General features: G+C 48.9%; 18 protein-coding genes. 16 read left to right on the plus strand and 2 right to left on the minus strand.

The annotated features are described in order from the left end of the window. The first annotated feature begins 3 nt into the window (after window positions 1-3). From MKY75_RS09225 to coaD, 5 genes are all read left to right on the plus strand, one after another. Window positions 4-636: a hypothetical protein gene (locus tag MKY75_RS09225; protein WP_069011386.1), complete on the plus strand. Its 633-nt coding sequence runs from the start codon at window positions 4-6 to the stop codon at window positions 634-636. Further along, window positions 629-1,144: an accessory gene regulator ArgB-like protein gene (locus tag MKY75_RS09230; RefSeq protein ID WP_029514741.1), complete on the plus strand. Its 516-nt coding sequence runs from the start codon at window positions 629-631 to the stop codon at window positions 1,142-1,144. The genes MKY75_RS09225 and MKY75_RS09230 overlap by 8 nt, the downstream gene beginning before the upstream one ends. A gap of 5 nt (window positions 1,145-1,149) precedes the next feature. Continuing rightward, window positions 1,150-1,272: a cyclic lactone autoinducer peptide gene (locus MKY75_RS09235; protein ID WP_023988155.1), complete on the plus strand. Its 123-nt coding sequence runs from the start codon at window positions 1,150-1,152 to the stop codon at window positions 1,270-1,272. A gap of 313 nt (window positions 1,273-1,585) precedes the next feature. Continuing rightward, a complete protein-coding gene (gene rsmD, locus MKY75_RS09240; protein ID WP_029514740.1) occupies window positions 1,586-2,227 on the plus strand; it encodes a 16S rRNA (guanine(966)-N(2))-methyltransferase RsmD in 642 nt (213 codons plus the stop codon). Next, window positions 2,220-2,741 (plus strand): pantetheine-phosphate adenylyltransferase, encoded by a 522-nt coding sequence (gene coaD, locus MKY75_RS09245; RefSeq protein WP_029514739.1) that lies wholly within the window; start codon window positions 2,220-2,222, stop codon window positions 2,739-2,741. The genes rsmD and coaD overlap by 8 nt, the downstream gene beginning before the upstream one ends. On the opposite strand, the gene MKY75_RS09250 is transcribed toward coaD, so the two are convergent. Beyond that, window positions 2,704-3,987, minus strand: coding sequence for a nucleoside recognition domain-containing protein (locus MKY75_RS09250; protein ID WP_069011387.1), 1,284 nt, complete (start codon window positions 3,985-3,987; stop codon window positions 2,704-2,706). The two genes, coaD and MKY75_RS09250, sit on opposite strands and share 38 nt — an antisense overlap. A gap of 197 nt (window positions 3,988-4,184) precedes the next feature. Between MKY75_RS09250 and MKY75_RS09255 the strand changes: the two genes are divergently transcribed. Then, a complete protein-coding gene (locus tag MKY75_RS09255; protein ID WP_340885071.1) occupies window positions 4,185-5,216 on the plus strand; it encodes a YlbL family protein in 1,032 nt (343 codons plus the stop codon). On the opposite strand, the gene MKY75_RS09260 is transcribed toward MKY75_RS09255, so the two are convergent. After that, complete coding sequence (locus MKY75_RS09260; protein WP_340885074.1) at window positions 5,206-6,441, minus strand: nucleotidyltransferase; 1,236 nt, start codon at window positions 6,439-6,441, stop codon at window positions 5,206-5,208. The genes MKY75_RS09255 and MKY75_RS09260 overlap by 11 nt on opposite strands. Window positions 6,442-6,797: 356 nt before the next feature. On the opposite strand from MKY75_RS09260, the gene MKY75_RS09265 reads away from it, so the two are divergent. From MKY75_RS09265 to rnc, 10 genes are all read left to right on the plus strand, one after another. Further along, complete coding sequence (locus MKY75_RS09265; RefSeq protein ID WP_340885077.1) at window positions 6,798-7,316, plus strand: YceD family protein; 519 nt, start codon at window positions 6,798-6,800, stop codon at window positions 7,314-7,316. Between the two features lie 186 nt (window positions 7,317-7,502). After that, entirely contained in the window at window positions 7,503-7,676 is a 174-nt protein-coding gene (rpmF, locus tag MKY75_RS09270) for a 50S ribosomal protein L32 (protein WP_007429979.1), read from the plus strand. A gap of 281 nt (window positions 7,677-7,957) precedes the next feature. Beyond that, window positions 7,958-8,554 carry a transcription factor FapR gene (fapR, locus tag MKY75_RS09275; protein ID WP_039274761.1) on the plus strand — a complete coding sequence of 199 codons (597 nt, stop codon included), beginning with the start codon at window positions 7,958-7,960 and terminating at the stop codon, window positions 8,552-8,554. Next, window positions 8,538-9,530: a phosphate acyltransferase PlsX gene (gene plsX / locus MKY75_RS09280; protein WP_029515010.1), complete on the plus strand. Its 993-nt coding sequence runs from the start codon at window positions 8,538-8,540 to the stop codon at window positions 9,528-9,530. Before fapR ends, plsX begins: the two co-directional genes overlap by 17 nt. A gap of 8 nt (window positions 9,531-9,538) precedes the next feature. Further along, on the plus strand, window positions 9,539-10,528 hold the full coding sequence (locus MKY75_RS09285) for a beta-ketoacyl-ACP synthase III (protein ID WP_029515009.1): 990 nt from the start codon (window positions 9,539-9,541) through the stop codon (window positions 10,526-10,528). A gap of 81 nt (window positions 10,529-10,609) precedes the next feature. Continuing rightward, the gene (gene fabD / locus MKY75_RS09290; RefSeq protein WP_165147628.1) at window positions 10,610-11,554 is read left to right on the plus strand and encodes an ACP S-malonyltransferase; all 945 of its coding nucleotides are present in this window, start codon (window positions 10,610-10,612) and stop codon (window positions 11,552-11,554) included. Window positions 11,555-11,604: 50 nt separating this feature from the next. Further along, on the plus strand, window positions 11,605-12,354 hold the full coding sequence (gene fabG, locus MKY75_RS09295; RefSeq protein ID WP_039274753.1) for a 3-oxoacyl-[acyl-carrier-protein] reductase: 750 nt from the start codon (window positions 11,605-11,607) through the stop codon (window positions 12,352-12,354). 108 nt (window positions 12,355-12,462) lie between these two features. Further along, window positions 12,463-12,696 (plus strand): acyl carrier protein, encoded by a 234-nt coding sequence (locus MKY75_RS09300; protein WP_007429985.1) that lies wholly within the window; start codon window positions 12,463-12,465, stop codon window positions 12,694-12,696. 228 nt (window positions 12,697-12,924) lie between these two features. Then, on the plus strand, window positions 12,925-14,163 hold the full coding sequence (gene fabF / locus MKY75_RS09305) for a beta-ketoacyl-ACP synthase II (RefSeq protein WP_029515005.1): 1,239 nt from the start codon (window positions 12,925-12,927) through the stop codon (window positions 14,161-14,163). A 12-nt stretch (window positions 14,164-14,175) separates the two neighbouring features. Further along, a complete protein-coding gene (gene rnc, locus MKY75_RS09310) occupies window positions 14,176-14,874 on the plus strand; it encodes a ribonuclease III (protein ID WP_029515003.1) in 699 nt (232 codons plus the stop codon). Window positions 14,875-15,050 lie beyond the last annotated feature (176 nt).

The raw sequence follows: 15,050 nt of genomic DNA on the forward strand, positions 1-15,050 counted from the left end.
CGCATGCTTTTGAAGCCAATCGGCTTTTTGCTTTTCTCCACACTTGAGGGAGTCGCTGTTTTTGCGCTTATTTTGAGTATTTTTAAAGTTAAAATGACCCCTTATCTATGGCAGGCCATTTTTGTTAACCTGATTATGAATATGCAAAGTTATATGCTTAGAGAAGAGTTTTCCCTTTCGTATTTGGTGCCTGTCGTAAATATGCTGCTTTTTATTTTTTTACTCGCTACGGTCGTGAAGATTCCGATTGTGTGGTCCGGTATTATGACGGTTACAGGTTATTTTGCATATGCCGTTGTTCAGTCGGTACTCTTAAAAGTCATGTTCGGCAATCTTCCGGTTTCTGAGCTGCAGGATGGGTCCTTGAAGGGCTATCTGCTACAAGTGGTAAGCGCAGCAGTAGGACTGCTTATTTCATTGATGTTGTCTCGAAAAGGGATCGGCTTTTCCCCTAATTTCAAGAAGCTTAAGTTCAAAGAGGAATATGGCATTGTCATCACGCTGATTATCCTGTCTCTCATTTCAACTTCTATTGTGCTCTACTATAACGAGGTATGGTTAAGTATGATATTTTTTGCACTGGTTTCGGGATTTTTCATCTATTATGCAATCGGAAAGGAATACCGGGATGATTGAAGCGATGGCTTTCAAACTTGCTAACCAGATCAAACGTACTGTGCCTGATCATCCGGCCTCTGTCGCGGTACTTAAATACGCACTTGCTCTCATTCTGAATGCGTCCCTGATCATTGTGTTGACACTATTCGCCTCATTCTTCACGGGGCGTATGGTAGAGGCTGTTACGATTCTCGTCGCTTTCGCCCTACTGCGCCAAATGTCAGGAGGCATTCATTTGAAAACGGGCATGACATGTGTGTTGGTGACCTCAGCAGCTTTTACTTACATATCCTGCATTGCCTTAAATAGTGGGTGGACAAACCTGTTTACCGGAATAGCTCTCATTTTCGTTTTATGTTTTGCCCCGTCCAGAATTGAAAAGCAGTCGCGCATTCCAGTACGGTTTTATCCCTTCTTGCGGCTGTTATCCTCCTTGCTTGTATGTACTAATTTTGTAATCGGTTCCTCTGTAGTGGCTGTTGCTTTTTTGGTCCAAAGCCTAACATTGATCCGGGGAAGGAGGTGAGTGGAATGATGAGAAAAATGGTATATGGGTTAGCCACATCGTTGTCTATGTTTGCTACATTTGCTGTATCAGTGGCGAGTTACGTGTATGTTTATCAAGGGGATACACCCGAGGAACTACTGAAATAAACAAAATGCCGAGATAGAAAAATGATACATAGAGCTGCTATTAAGCAGCTTCTTTTTATGCAAAAAAAATCAGGCGCTCCATTTAAAGAGCGCCCGAATGGGAGAGGAGAAACCGGACGAAGAGCTTATGGGGAAACGTAAGTCTTCTCCGCGGTTGTCTACGACATTGGTTGAATGCCGATATCCTAAGGATGCCCAGGGAATGGTTTTTTATACCTGCCTCATCCTAAGTTTTTCAAACGGCGGTGCATGTGGTACGATAGCGTCATAATCTATGGTTATGAACACATATAGAAAATAGGTGAGTTTCAGCGTGAGAGTGGTATCAGGTAGTGCCAAAGGAAGGCCGTTAAAGGCAGTTCCCGGCACAGGGACGCGGCCAACCACGGATAAGGTCAAGGAAGCGCTATTTAGCATGATAGGTCCTTATTTTGATGGGGGAGTCGCACTTGATCTGTTTGCTGGCAGTGGCGGCCTAGGTATAGAGGCGCTTAGCCGGGGGATGGACAAGGCTGTTTTTATTGATATGGAATCCAAAAGCATTGATGTCATTAAAGAAAATTTGCGAAAAACTGGATTGGAAGGACAGGCTGAAGTGTTCCGCAATGATGCCGGACGAGCGCTCAAGGCGCTGGCAAAACGTGGAGCTCTTTTTGATGCTGTTTTTCTGGATCCGCCCTATCGTCTCAAACACGGAGATGAATTGATGAGCCGTATGGTTGAATTGAACTTGCTTCGTTCAGATGCAATCATCGTGCTGGAGTATGAATCGGGACATGAATATCCGGAAAGCTTCGGGCCGTTCGAACAGGTTAGAAAAGCAGTCTATGGGGAAACGGCGTTATCCATTTATCATTTTGCAGCCGATGCTTTATCGGATGTCGAAGAACATACAGAAGCCGGAGTGGTCAAGTTCGGCATCATCGAATCAGACGGGGAGGACCATCATGATTGAGCACAAACCACGTATTGCCGTATATCCGGGAACCTTTGATCCTGTGACAATGGGGCACCAGGATATTATTCAAAGAGCAGCCAGACAGTTTGATCTATTGATTGTCGCGGTTCTTAACAATATTAGTAAAAATCCGCTGTTTTCACTTGAGGAACGAATGGAGCTGCTGCGAACGGTAACTCGCAATATCCCGAACGTTGAGGTGGACAGCTTCCGTGATTTGACAGCTAATTATGTACGTCAAAAAGGGGCCCAAGTTATTGTCAGAGGAATCCGGTCGGTGACTGATTTTGAATATGAGCTGCAATTAGCCTCTACAAATCATAAGCTGAACCCGGATGCGGAAACGATCTTTATGATGACCAATCCGGCTTATTCATATCTGAGTTCCAGTATGGTGAAGGAAATTGCGCATTTTGATGGCAAGGTTGTAGATCTGGTGGCACCGGAGGTGGAAGACGCGCTGCGTGCAAAGGTCAACGCAAATCGCGGCGGCTCCACCATGAAGTCATAAAGGAAAAGGCCAGCAGGGTAACTATAATTGTACCCAGCAGCGCAATGGACAGTACGGTTAGTTGCCAGGGGTACATAGATGTTCCTTCTATTTGTGTTAGTAAGCTGCTGGCTTCGGCCATGACAGGATGCGTGCCGGATTCATTTACGCTTTCCGCAAAAGAAGACACAGAACTCCGACTGACGTAAGCGGGAATTGTATTGCTGACGATGCGGTTAAGCGGGACCCATGTCGCCAAGGTAAGTCCAAAAGCAATGATCCCATGGAGCACTCGTGACAAGGTGAAGGTGATACCCTTGTCGGAAGGTCTGGTGACGGCGGTAATTTGAAGCCAGCCGCACAGGCCGCCCCAGCCCAACACAGCACTGATCAGCGCTGCTTGTGTACGGAGATCGTAGGGCAGACGGCTGGTTTCATAGGAACCCAGATGGATTTCCATCCAAGCAGGCCATATGAAAGAAAGCGATCCTTGGCCTGTGTATATGGACAGCAGTCGAATCAGTACGGAAAAGAAAATAATGAATCCACCTGTCACCATCAGCGTCTGTACAGCATGGGATACGGTTTCGCCCAACAGTTTTCCGAAGCTGCGGCCGTCCCGTTCTCTGGCAGAACGGGTAGCTTCCCATGCGGATCGGATCAGGGAGGGAGAAGTACGGGAAACTGAGGTGCGCCGAAGGGCAGCTGGCGTTTCCCGTTTTTGCAATTCTTTGGACGATACAGGTAGTCTGGCGGTGATCCAGCCTGCCAGCAGCCCGGAAATCCAGTGAACGGCAAGTAACATCACGCCTACGGCAGCATTGTGCAGTAGCCCTGTCCCGATGACGAGCAGGATGGTAATCGGATTGCAGAAATGAGCGATGGCGGTTAGACGTCGAAGCTGAAGCGCGGTCATATCTTCCTGTTGTGACCATTGGCGTACTGCTTCCGCAGCAGCCGGGAATCCCGCGGTCAGGCCGAGGGCCAACACCCAGCCACTTCGTCCGGGTAGACGGAACCAGAATCGCATAAACGGCTCCAGCAGGACACCTAGTCCATGTACTAGACCAAAGGCGATGAGCATTTCGGACAGCATCAAAAAAGGTAGCATAGCTGGGAAAATAATACTCCACCATAGCTTAAGGCCTTGAGTAGAGGCTTGAAATACTTTTTCTGGTGAGGCGACAACAGCCAGTACAAGCAAAATGGCTCCGAGGCCAAGCAGTACGGTTGTCCAATAAGGAGCGGAATGGGCTTCCTTTTGCATCAAAAAATTCACCTCTCATAAATATGCTAAGGAGAGTCGGATGCTATCTCCAGCGTTTATTCACGTTCGTTGTCTTGGGATAGGTTGTTCGTATACGTTGTCGTAAACAATGTATGCTTTTTTGAAAGGCTTGAGAACAGGTGCACAGAGGCACTTGGATAAGATGGGAGAAGTTAGGCTGGAAGGGGGGAGAAGCAATGAAACGAATAAACCGGAAAAGAGCTTTTTTTACAACCGGTTATGTCTTAATGCTGGCTGCAATGGTCTATGTGCTGGTCTATATGCCAACCCCTTATCTGATCTACGGACCAGGTGGGGCAAATGAGATCAAACCGATGGTTAGAGTCCGGGAGGGTGACAACATCGAACGGGGGGCCTTTATGATGACGACGGTATCGGCGCGTTATGCCAATGTTATCATGTTGGGTCTGTCCAAGTTGGACCGCAATTCGGAGATTCAGCGCAAAGAGGATCGTCTGCATGGAAAAAGTGAAGACGAGTATGCGGCAGAACAGTTATGGTATATGGGGGATTCCCAATCTTCCGCGATGGAGGCTGCCTACACCCGTGCCCATGTCCCCTATCGCATTGTGCCGGATTACGTGTATGTATTTAAGGTCCCGGGATCGAGCAGCGTGTTTGACCCCGGGGATGAAATATTGGAGCTGAACGGCGTGAGGGTGACCGATAATCGTTCCATTCGGAAGGCTTTGGAGGACGAAAAACCGGGAATAATGGCTAAAGTGAAGCTAAAGCGCGATGGAAAGTTGCTGTCCGTGCAAGCTCCTTTAACGACCATTACGGACAGTGAGACGGGCAAGCAACGTTCCGGATTTGGCGTCAGTATTGCCACGGTACAGAAGGTAGAGCCGAAGGATGGACGTAAAACGATTCATTTTACATCTACGGATGTTGGCGGTCCTTCGGCAGGTTTGATGTTTACCATGGAAATCTATAACCAACTGACACCAGGTGATTTGAGTAAGGGATATCGTGTAGCCGGTACGGGTACCATTGATAAGGACGGTCAGGTTGGAGCGATTGGTGGTGCAAAGTATAAAATAGTTGCTGCTGACCGTCAGGGTGCGGATTTGTTTTTCGTCCCTGCGGATAATTATAAAGAGGCCAAGACCAAAGCTGAGCAAATTGGAACCCGAATGAAGCTTGTTCCGGTTCGCAAACTTGGCGATGCGCTGAATTATATGGAAAAGCTGCCCATCAAACCATAATGGGCGGTCGCAAGTAATCAGCATACATGTCGCGGATGGCGGGGCGTGGCATCCCGGCTGCATGTATGGCGGCTGCGGCTGTATCCCAGTCCAGATGAGGATGTGATCCGGCAGACAGCTTGACCCATACCGGAAGGGTGGCTGTCTGCTTCATACGTGCCAGCAGTTCGCGTCCAGCCCTGTTAAAGCCAAGCACGCGGATATAGCCCGGACCTTTCGCCAGCTCAGCCGGAGTCATATCGGATTTGGCATGATTTAGCAAAATATGTGCACACATCCGCTGGAGCTTCGTACGAGTATAGCGCCTTGTCTTGATCGCGGCGAGCAGGGCCTCCACAGAGGGCTGGGGCAGCGTGTAAAGCGATTGTCGCAGACGATGCTCCAGCCCTTCGGTGACCTCGTGCAGCTCCGCCAGCTGCTGCGAGCTACGTGTGATCAGGGCGTTCAGCAGCGGCTGGCTGAACGCTTCCCAATGCAGCGGAGCGCGTTCGGCTTGCCACTCGCGCCGCAAAATCCCCAGTGTCGCCGCAGGTATGTATGGCGACGCGGCCTCCGGCCCGCCGTCCAGCAGCAGACGGCGAATGGCCGTGGCACTGGCGATGACTCCGTCCGCAGGGGCCACGGCTTCATGGTAGCCCGATCCCGTGCGGGCTACCGTGAAGGGCTTGATTGTGCTGCCCAGCCGTTCCAGCGCAATCAAGTAATGCAGCCCCAACGTATTGTTGGGCTGCTGCATGAGGGCGGCGAGCGCAGCGCCGTCCGCTCCTTCGGCCGCGAGCGCGGCTGCGGCTCCCGCGTAGGCAGCGGGATAGCTCGCGCCGCTACTCAGGCGCTGCGCGATGCCGGCCTTGAGCTCGGCCGGCTCTGCCGCCAGCACGCGGGCCAGCGCGCGCAGCGGGGCAATGTCTCCGCTCTCGCTGCCGAAGCAGAGCGCGTCTACGATGCCCGTCGCATGGAGCAGGGCGACTGCTCCGTGGGCAAACCATTCTGCAGGCTGGACGGCATAGGCCACAGGCAGCTCCAGAACCAGGTCCACACCCATGGCGAGTGCCATTTCGGTGCGGGACCATTTGTCTGTAATCGCGGGTTCACCCCGCTGAAGGAAAGGACCACTCATCACAGCCACTGTGCGCTGTGCACCAGTGATGCGAAGAGATTCCTCCCAGTGATGGACATGTCCGTTATGCAGGGGATTGTACTCTACAATCATACCGAGTGTTTTCAAGACCGTATGTCGGCTCCTTTCTTATGGTAGCTTATTGGATAACTATTTTGACAATAATGGTTAAGTACCCGTGAATGATTGTTTTCAGGGCAGCTATACTGATTTTTCATCATCGGCATGAACAAGACCATTGAGACCTGGACGAAAAAGCTTTATACTCGCATTATTGTACACGAAGAGTGGCGGGGGTACGAATACTCATCGGTACATGTTTAGCACAATGCATTTTTGCTTCTGCATAAAACTTGTCGAACCATTGGAAAACCGGTGGATTTGTGAGTGGTGTAAAGTGAAAGGTGTTGACAAACGACTCGATCAGTCGGTATAATAATTTTTGTTTGTTTGGAGTGATAGTGATGCAACTATTTTTTCGCAAAGTAGCAACAAGTGACGGTCCTTTTCCTATCCGTGAATCTCTTAATGTGAGTGAATTGGTGGATGATCGTGCTGATGTTACGGCCGTTTCCCCGCTGGAGGCCGACTTGGTCGCCGTTAGTCTGGGTCAAGGGTTGATGAGCGTGGAAGGCACGTTGACCGCAGGTCTGGACATGCTCTGCTCACGCTGTTTAAGCCCGATGCACGAGGATTTAAAGATTGAATTCCGTGAACGGTTCAAGCAAACCTCTTCGAGTGTTGAAGAGGAGGATGAAGATGGCGATTTTATCGCAGTGACGGAGGACTCCTTCGACATTGCACCGTATTGTGAAGAACTGTTTGTACTGCATGTGCCGTTTGCGCCTTTGTGCAGTGAGGATTGTCAGGGAATCGCACCAAAGACCGGACAAAACTGGAGTATTGGCTCCGATGACAGTAGCGATGGCGATACGGAAAAGATTGATCCGCGTCTGGCAGGGCTTAAGGATTTTTTTAAATGAGAATTGAGTTCAATTCTGAAAAATCATCATCCGCTTGTGCCGGAAAGTTACAGAACCGATGCGTGGATGTTGCAGGCTTGATTCACCGGCTGTAAGATAATTGCTTCTGGCATTTTCTTCAGTCTTGAATGAGATAAGAAGTCATACCCGTTATGCGGGGTTGATCTGGTTAAGGAGGTGGGAATAATGGCAGTACCTCAACGGAGAACATCCAAAACTCGTCGCGACAAACGTCGTACTCACTTTAAACTGGCAGTACCAGGTATGGTGAAATGCTCCGAATGCGGCGAATTGAAACTTGCTCACCATGTGTGCAAAGTTTGCGGAACGTACAAAGCTAGAGAGATCATCTCTCAATAATGTCCGATAAGCGGATTCTTTGGAATCTTCGCAGAAAAAGTAGCGCTTCACTTCAGTGAGGCGCTACTTTTTTTGTCTGCATGCTTCCTTTTTACGTCAGCATGCTATATACTGTTTTAGTACCAGGTTCTAAGAAAGAAGGGCCGAAGGGGTTCCTTTATACATACAAGAAGACAAATCGGCTTGAAGTTTCGCCGTTAGAAAGTGAAGTAAAGTAACCCGAACTGTCGTCTGAACGATGGTTTATTGTAGGGAAAGGAGGCGTCACTGACATCGAACGTTTGCCGAAGAGACAGAGACAGCAGCGGCTGACTCAATTAATTGATGATAATCCATTCGTAACGGATCAGGAATTGACAAGACAGCTGAAGGTGAGTATTCAGACTATTCGGCTGGACCGGATGGAGCTGGGAATCCCGGAATTGCGGGAACGGCTAAAGCTGATGGCTGAGCGCTCCTACGACCAGGTTCGTTCCTTGCCTTTGCATGAAGTGATCGGGGATATCGTTGATCTGCAGTTGGATCGAAGCGGTATTTCGATTTTTGAGATTAAAGAGGAACATGTTTTTTCGCGTACTGGCATTGCGCGGGGGCATTATGTATTTGCTCAGGCCAATTCATTGGCCGTTGCTGTGATTAATGATGAGATAGCATTGACTGCATCAGCGGATATACGCTTTGTCCGCCCGGTTCATTTAGGTGAAAAGTGCATTGCCAAGGCATATGTACGTTCAAATCCAGAACAAAAAGGGAAGGCTAAAGTGGAAGTTTTCGCCTACGTAGGAGAAGAAATGGTGTTCCAAGGCAACTTTGTCATTTATCGCTCCACGGAGGAAGAGTATAGCGAAGGAGGAAGTCAGCATGCGGATCGCCATTGATGCCATGGGGGGAGATAATGCTCCTGAGGCGACAGTAGAGGGCGCGCTATCTGCGGCGGCGGAATGGAAGGATACGGACATTACGCTGGTTGGTGACCGGGAACGAATTGAATCGGTTCTGAACGGTAGAGCGTTGCCGACGAACCTCAGCATTCGCCATGCATCCGAAACGATAGATGCGCAGGACGAGCCTGTAAAGGCAGTGCGCCGCAAAAAGGATGCTTCAATGGTCGTAGCTGGTCGAATGGTCAGAGAAGGCGAAGCGGATGCCATGATATCTGCAGGTAATACAGGCGCGCTAATGACCACGGGGTTGCTGGTGGTTGGAAGAATGGAGGGCATTGAACGTCCGGCTCTCGCGCCGATGATACCGACGATTGACGATCAGGGTATTCTGGCGCTTGACTTGGGAGCCAATATGGATGCCAAGCCTGAGCATCTTGCCCAGTATGCACTGATGGGGAGCTTGTATCGTCAGAAAGTTCACGGTGTGGCTTCTCCAAGGGTGGGTCTGCTGAATGTGGGGACCGAAGCTGGGAAGGGCAATGAACTGACGAAGTTGGCATTTCCACTTATTGAGCAGTTACCTGTCCATTTTGTGGGTAATGTTGAATCGAGAGATGTGTTAACTGGGAATTGCGACGTACTGGTGTGTGATGGATTTGCTGGAAATATCATGCTAAAATCACTAGAGGGTACAGCGGGGGCCATATTTTCTCTCTTAAAAGAGCAATTCACCAAATCCTTGAAGACCAAGCTTGCGGCAGCCTTGATTATGCCTGAGCTCCGCAGTCTGAAAGGTAAATTGGATTATAAAGAGCATGGTGGGGCTCCTTTGCTGGGTTTGAGTGGACTCGTCCTGAAAAGTCACGGTTCGTCTGACGGCGTTGCCGTCAAAAATGCGGTAAGGCAGGCTCGTACGGCCCTGCAAAACCGGTTGGTGGAAAGTATATCCAAGGAAATCAGCAGGAAGTGAGTGACGATATGAATAAATTACGGCCGGTTGGTGTTATCGGAACAGGGAAATACGTACCTGAGAAAATTCTGACGAATAAAGATTTGGAAGCAATCGTAGAAACAAGTGATGAATGGATTGTCAGCCGTACAGGGATTCAGGAGCGCCATATTGCAGCTCCAGAGCAGGCTACATCTGATTTAGCTTATGAAGCAGCAATTAAGGCGTTGGAGTCCGCGGGTATGACGGCACAGGATCTGGATTTAATTATTGTAGCTACGGTTACACCGGATATGGCGTTTCCGTCAACTGCCTGCATTCTTCAGGACAAACTGGGAGCCAAAGGCGCAGCGGCTTTCGATTTGTCTGCGGCATGCTCGGGTTTTGTATACGGACTGGCTACGGCAACGAGCTTCATTAAGACAGGTATTTATAATAATGCGTTAATCATTGGGGCAGACTGTCTTTCTCGGATTACAGATTATACCGACCGCAATACCTGTGTCCTATTCGGAGATGGTGCAGGAGCTGTAGTGATTGGCGAAGTGCCTGAAGGCAGAGGATTCCAATCCTTTGATCTCGGGGCTGAAGGTGCAGGTGGAACCTTGCTTAAGCTGGAAGCTGGTGGCTCGCGTTTGCCTGCGAGTGCAGACACACTGGAGAATAAACAGCACTATATTTACATGAACGGACGCGAAGTGTTCAAGTTCGCGGTTCGTGTTATGGGAACGGCAACGGTTGATGTGTTGGAAAAAGCAGGGCTGTCCAAAGATGATATTGATCTGTTCGTTCCACATCAAGCCAATGTTCGCATCATCCAATCGGCGATGCAACGTCTGGATTTGCCAGAGGAAAAGGTAGTTGTTAATGTTCATAAATATGCGAATACATCCGCAGCATCAATCCCTCTCGCCCTAGTAGAAGCAGCTGAGGAAGGCCGCATGAAGGAAGGCGACCGTGTATTAATGGTGGGCTTTGGCGGTGGCTTGACCTGGGGAGCGTCGGTTCTTGTCTGGTAATAAGATGGAATTTTTGATATAATATTGAATTTGTGTAGTGTTTTACAGGACAAGCATTGGATATAGAGAGGTGCATACACGATGGGCAAAACGGCATTTATATTCCCCGGTCAGGGTTCACAAGCTGTAGGTATGGCTAAAGATGCTTATGAAGCAGTTCCAGCTGCAACAGAAGTATTTCGCCAAGCGGACGAACGGTTAGGGTTCGCACTAAGCACACTGGTTTTTGAAGGGCCAGACACAGCTTTGAAGCAAACATCCAATACGCAGCCTGCACTGTTAACGGCGAGCATTGCGCTGTATGAAGCGTTCAAGGAAAAAATGGACATTCATCCCGATTATGTAGCTGGACACAGTCTAGGAGAGTACAGCGCGCTAGTTGCTTCAGGTGTCCTTGCATTTGCGGATGCGGTTGAGACTGTTCGTGCACGTGGTCAGTTTATGGAACAGGCTATTCCTGATGGACAAGGCGGTATGGCTGCTGTGTTGGGAGCTGATCGTGAAGCATTGACAGCATTGTGCCGTGATATTACGGAGTCTGGTCAACTGGTCGAACTAGCTAATATCAATTGTCCTGGACAAATTGTTGTATCTGGTACGAAGGAGGGCGTAGCTGCTGTCGCTGAACGTGTGAAGGAAGCAGGCGGCAAGCGTGCTATTACTCTGGAGGTTAGCGGTCCTTTCCACTCGTCATTGATGAAGGAAGCAGCGACCAAGCTCTCAGACAAGTTGGGGACTGTAACTTTCTCTGAAGCTCAGATTCCGGTGGTGGCTAATGTAACAGCTAAACCTGTACGTGAGGGGAGTGAAATCCGCCAACTGTTGGTGGATCAGGTCTATTCTCCGGTACTGTGGGAAGACAGTGTAGCATGGCTACTGGAACAAGGTGTTGACACTTTTGTTGAGTTTGGACCAGGAAGTGTTTTGACTGGACTGGTTAAAAAAATCGACAAAACGGTTAAGCTGTATAATATAAGTAGCCTGGAGTCGATTGCTTCTGTAACGGAAGCCTTGGAGGCCCGTTAAAAGTATAATCATTGCCTTAACGGGTTATATACTTGCAAGGGAGGACTATGATGTCTAAGCCATTAAGTGGAAAAACGGCGCTCGTTACGGGAGCGTCGCGCGGAATTGGCCGTAGTATCGCGCTGGCGCTGGCTGATGCAGGCGCTAATGTGGCGGTAAACTATGCTGGCAGTGAAGCGGCTGCGACTGAGGTAGCTGAGCAGATTCGTGCCAAAGGTGTGGAGGCTATTACAGTTCAGGCTAATGTCGGTCGCGCTGACGAAGCAGATCAGTTGATCAAGGATGTGATTGGCGCTTGGGGCAAGATTGACATCCTGGTGAATAATGCCGGCATAACAAGAGATAATTTAATCATGCGCATGAAGGAAGAGGAATTCGATCAGGTGATCGAAACGAATCTGAAGGGTGTGTTTAATTGTCTTAAGGCGGCAACACGTCCAATGATGAAACAGCGTTCTGGCCGAATTATCAATATCTCCTCCGTGGTTGGTGTCCTTGGCAACGCAGGACAAGCCAACTACGTTGCTGCTAAAGCAGGGGTGATTGGTCTTACCAAATCCTCTGCTCGAGAGCTTGCATCGAGAGGTATTACAGTGAACTGTGTAGCTCCCGGATTCATCGATACTGAGATGACACAGGTACTGGCTGATGATTTGCGTGACAATATGCTTAGCGGTATTCCGCTGGCCCGTCTTGGACGGCCTGAGGAAATTGCTGACGTGGTGCTGTTCTTGGCCTCGGATGCTTCCTCATATATGACGGGCCAGACTTTGCATGTGGATGGCGGCATGTATATGTAGTAGCATGTTGCCAATCTGCATGCCCCGATGAAGAGTTGTCAAAGAAAACTCTCTTCTATGGCATTTTAATTGTAATTTTCGTATAATACCTAAGAGGAGGTGAGCCGGATGTCCGATGTATTGGAGCGCGTAAAACGCATTGTCGTTGACCGTTTGGGAGCCGACGAAGCCGAAGTTACACTTGAAGCATCTTTTAAAGATGATTTAGGCGCTGATTCTCTCGATGTAGTTGAATTGGTAATGGAATTGGAAGATGAGTTTGATATGGAAATCTCTGATGAAGATGCAGAGAAAATTACAACTGTAGGTGAAGTTGTGAAGTACATACAATCTCATACCTAATTCATGTCATCAAAAGTCCCGTTCTGTTACAGGCGGGACTTTCTCCTAATTATACAGATTGAACTAAAGGCGGAATTGCTGCGTGTTTTTGAGTTTGGTTCAGCTTAACTTAGTCAAAGGCTGAGAAGTATGCCGCATTACTAACTTTAGTTGATTCTATATTATTTTTACGCACAAAAGTGTGCGGTCTTAAAATACAATATGCAGTAGACATAGAGGTGATTATCTTTGAAACAACGTGTTGTCATAACAGGAATGGGTGTAATCACTTCGCTGGGACAGGATTTGAACACACTATGGGATAATCTGATGGCCGGAAAATCCGGCGTCAGTGAAATCGAAGCTTTCGATACAAGTGAGTACACTACGAAAATAGCCGCTTCCATTAAAGATTTTAATCCAGAGGATTATATTGAACGTAAGGATGCGCGTAAAATGGACCGCTTTGTGCAGTTTGCGGTTGCTGCTAGTAAATTGGCGCTTGAGGACAGCGGACTTGTAATCGGAGAAAATGCTGAAGCTGAGCGTGTTGGTGTATCTGTCGGTTCCGGTATTGGCGGATTGGGAACTTGGGAAGATCAGCACAACGCACTGATTGAAAAAGGACCTAAACGCGTAAGCCCTTTCTTCATCCCGATGATGATTGCTAATATGGGTTCCGGTCAAGTGTCGATTTCGCTCGGTGCTAAAGGCCCAAATACATCACCAGTTACGGCTTGTGCCACGGGCAGTCATGCTATTGGCGATTCCTTCCGCATGATTCAGCGCGGTGACGCAGACGCCATGATTTGCGGAGGAGCTGAGGCGACTATCCGTCCGATTGGTATGGCTGGATTTTGTTCCATGCGAGCGATGTCCACGCGTAACGACGAGCCTGAAAAGGCAAGCCGCCCTTTTGATACCGAAAGAGACGGGTTTGTTATGGGCGAAGGCTCTGGTGTTCTTATTCTGGAATCGTTGGATCATGCTTTGAAGCGTGGTGCGCGTATTTACGGTGAAGTGATTGGCTACGGTCTTTCTGGCGATGCTCATCATATGACAGAGCCTGATCCAGAGGGAGCAGCACGCTGCATTAGAATGGCGATCCGTGACGCTGGATTGAATCCTGAAGAGATTGATTATATCAATGCACATGGTACGTCTACGCCAGTCGGTGATAAATCCGAAACGGAAGCAGTTAAGAAAACGCTTGGAGATCATGCCTATAAGGTAGCGATCAGCTCAACTAAGTCGATGACAGGGCATTTATTGGGTGCAGCGGGCGGCGTTGAAGCCGTGATCTGTGGTCTCGCCCTTCAGCATCAGACGATTCCGCCAACGATTAATTTGGATAATCAAGACCCGGCATGCGATCTTGATTATGTACCTAATAAGCCGAGAAAAGCGGAACTGAATGTGGTTATGTCCAATTCCTTTGGTTTTGGCGGTCACAATGCTACGGTTATTCTAAAAAAATATGAAGCATAAGGGGTCAGTTCGTTGAGTGGAGACTTGAAGCAATTACAGCAGAAACTTCATATTCAATTCAACAATCGGCAGCTTCTGAAGCAGGCCTTTACGCACGCTTCCTACGTAAACGAACATCGGTTCAGTCAGCATGCAGACAATGAGCGTCTTGAATTTTTAGGTGACGCTGTTCTGGAATTGACGGTGTCCGAGCAATTGTACAATCAGTACCCTAACCGACCCGAAGGCGAACTCACCAAGCTGCGTGCAGCTATTGTCTGTGAGCCTTCTCTGGTGAAGTTTGCTGTCGGGCTTGAGTTCGGGCAATATGTGCTGCTTGGAAAAGGTGAAGAGTTGACAGGTGGACGTACTCGTCCGGCTCTGTTGGCTGATGTATTCGAAGCGTTCGTAGGTGCGCTTTATTTGGATCAGGGTCTGGAGGCCGTCCGTTCGTTTCTGGAACATTATATTTTTCCTCAAATTGTATTAAATGGTAAACTTCAGATGAGTGATTTCAAAACAGAGCTTCAGGAACTGACACAGCATCATAACATGGGGATGCTTGAATACAAGATTGTAGAGGAGCGCGGACCAGCCCATGAGCGCGAGTTTGTAGCCGAGGTATATATGGACAGCGAACGGCTAGGGGCAGGTACGGGGCGCTCCAAAAAAGAAGCAGAGCAGCAAGCGGCGGCAGTAGCTTTAAACCGTTTGAAGCTGGCAGAATCGTAATCGGTACCTGAGCAGCCCGGACGGGTTACGCAAGCAGGGGGCACAAAGTAAGAGCAAAGGGCAGTCCGCGGGGAGTCCCGGCCCGTAATGGCGAATGGACTGCGTTTTGCTCTTTTTTCGTGGCTTTGCTGGTGTAATGTGAGTGTTGGTACTGTGCTTTAAACAAGCTAGTTTAT

It is taken from the genome of Paenibacillus sp. FSL L8-0663 (assembly GCF_038008125.1).
In the GTDB taxonomy this organism is placed as follows: Bacteria; Bacillota; Bacilli; order Paenibacillales; family Paenibacillaceae; genus Paenibacillus; species Paenibacillus polymyxa_D.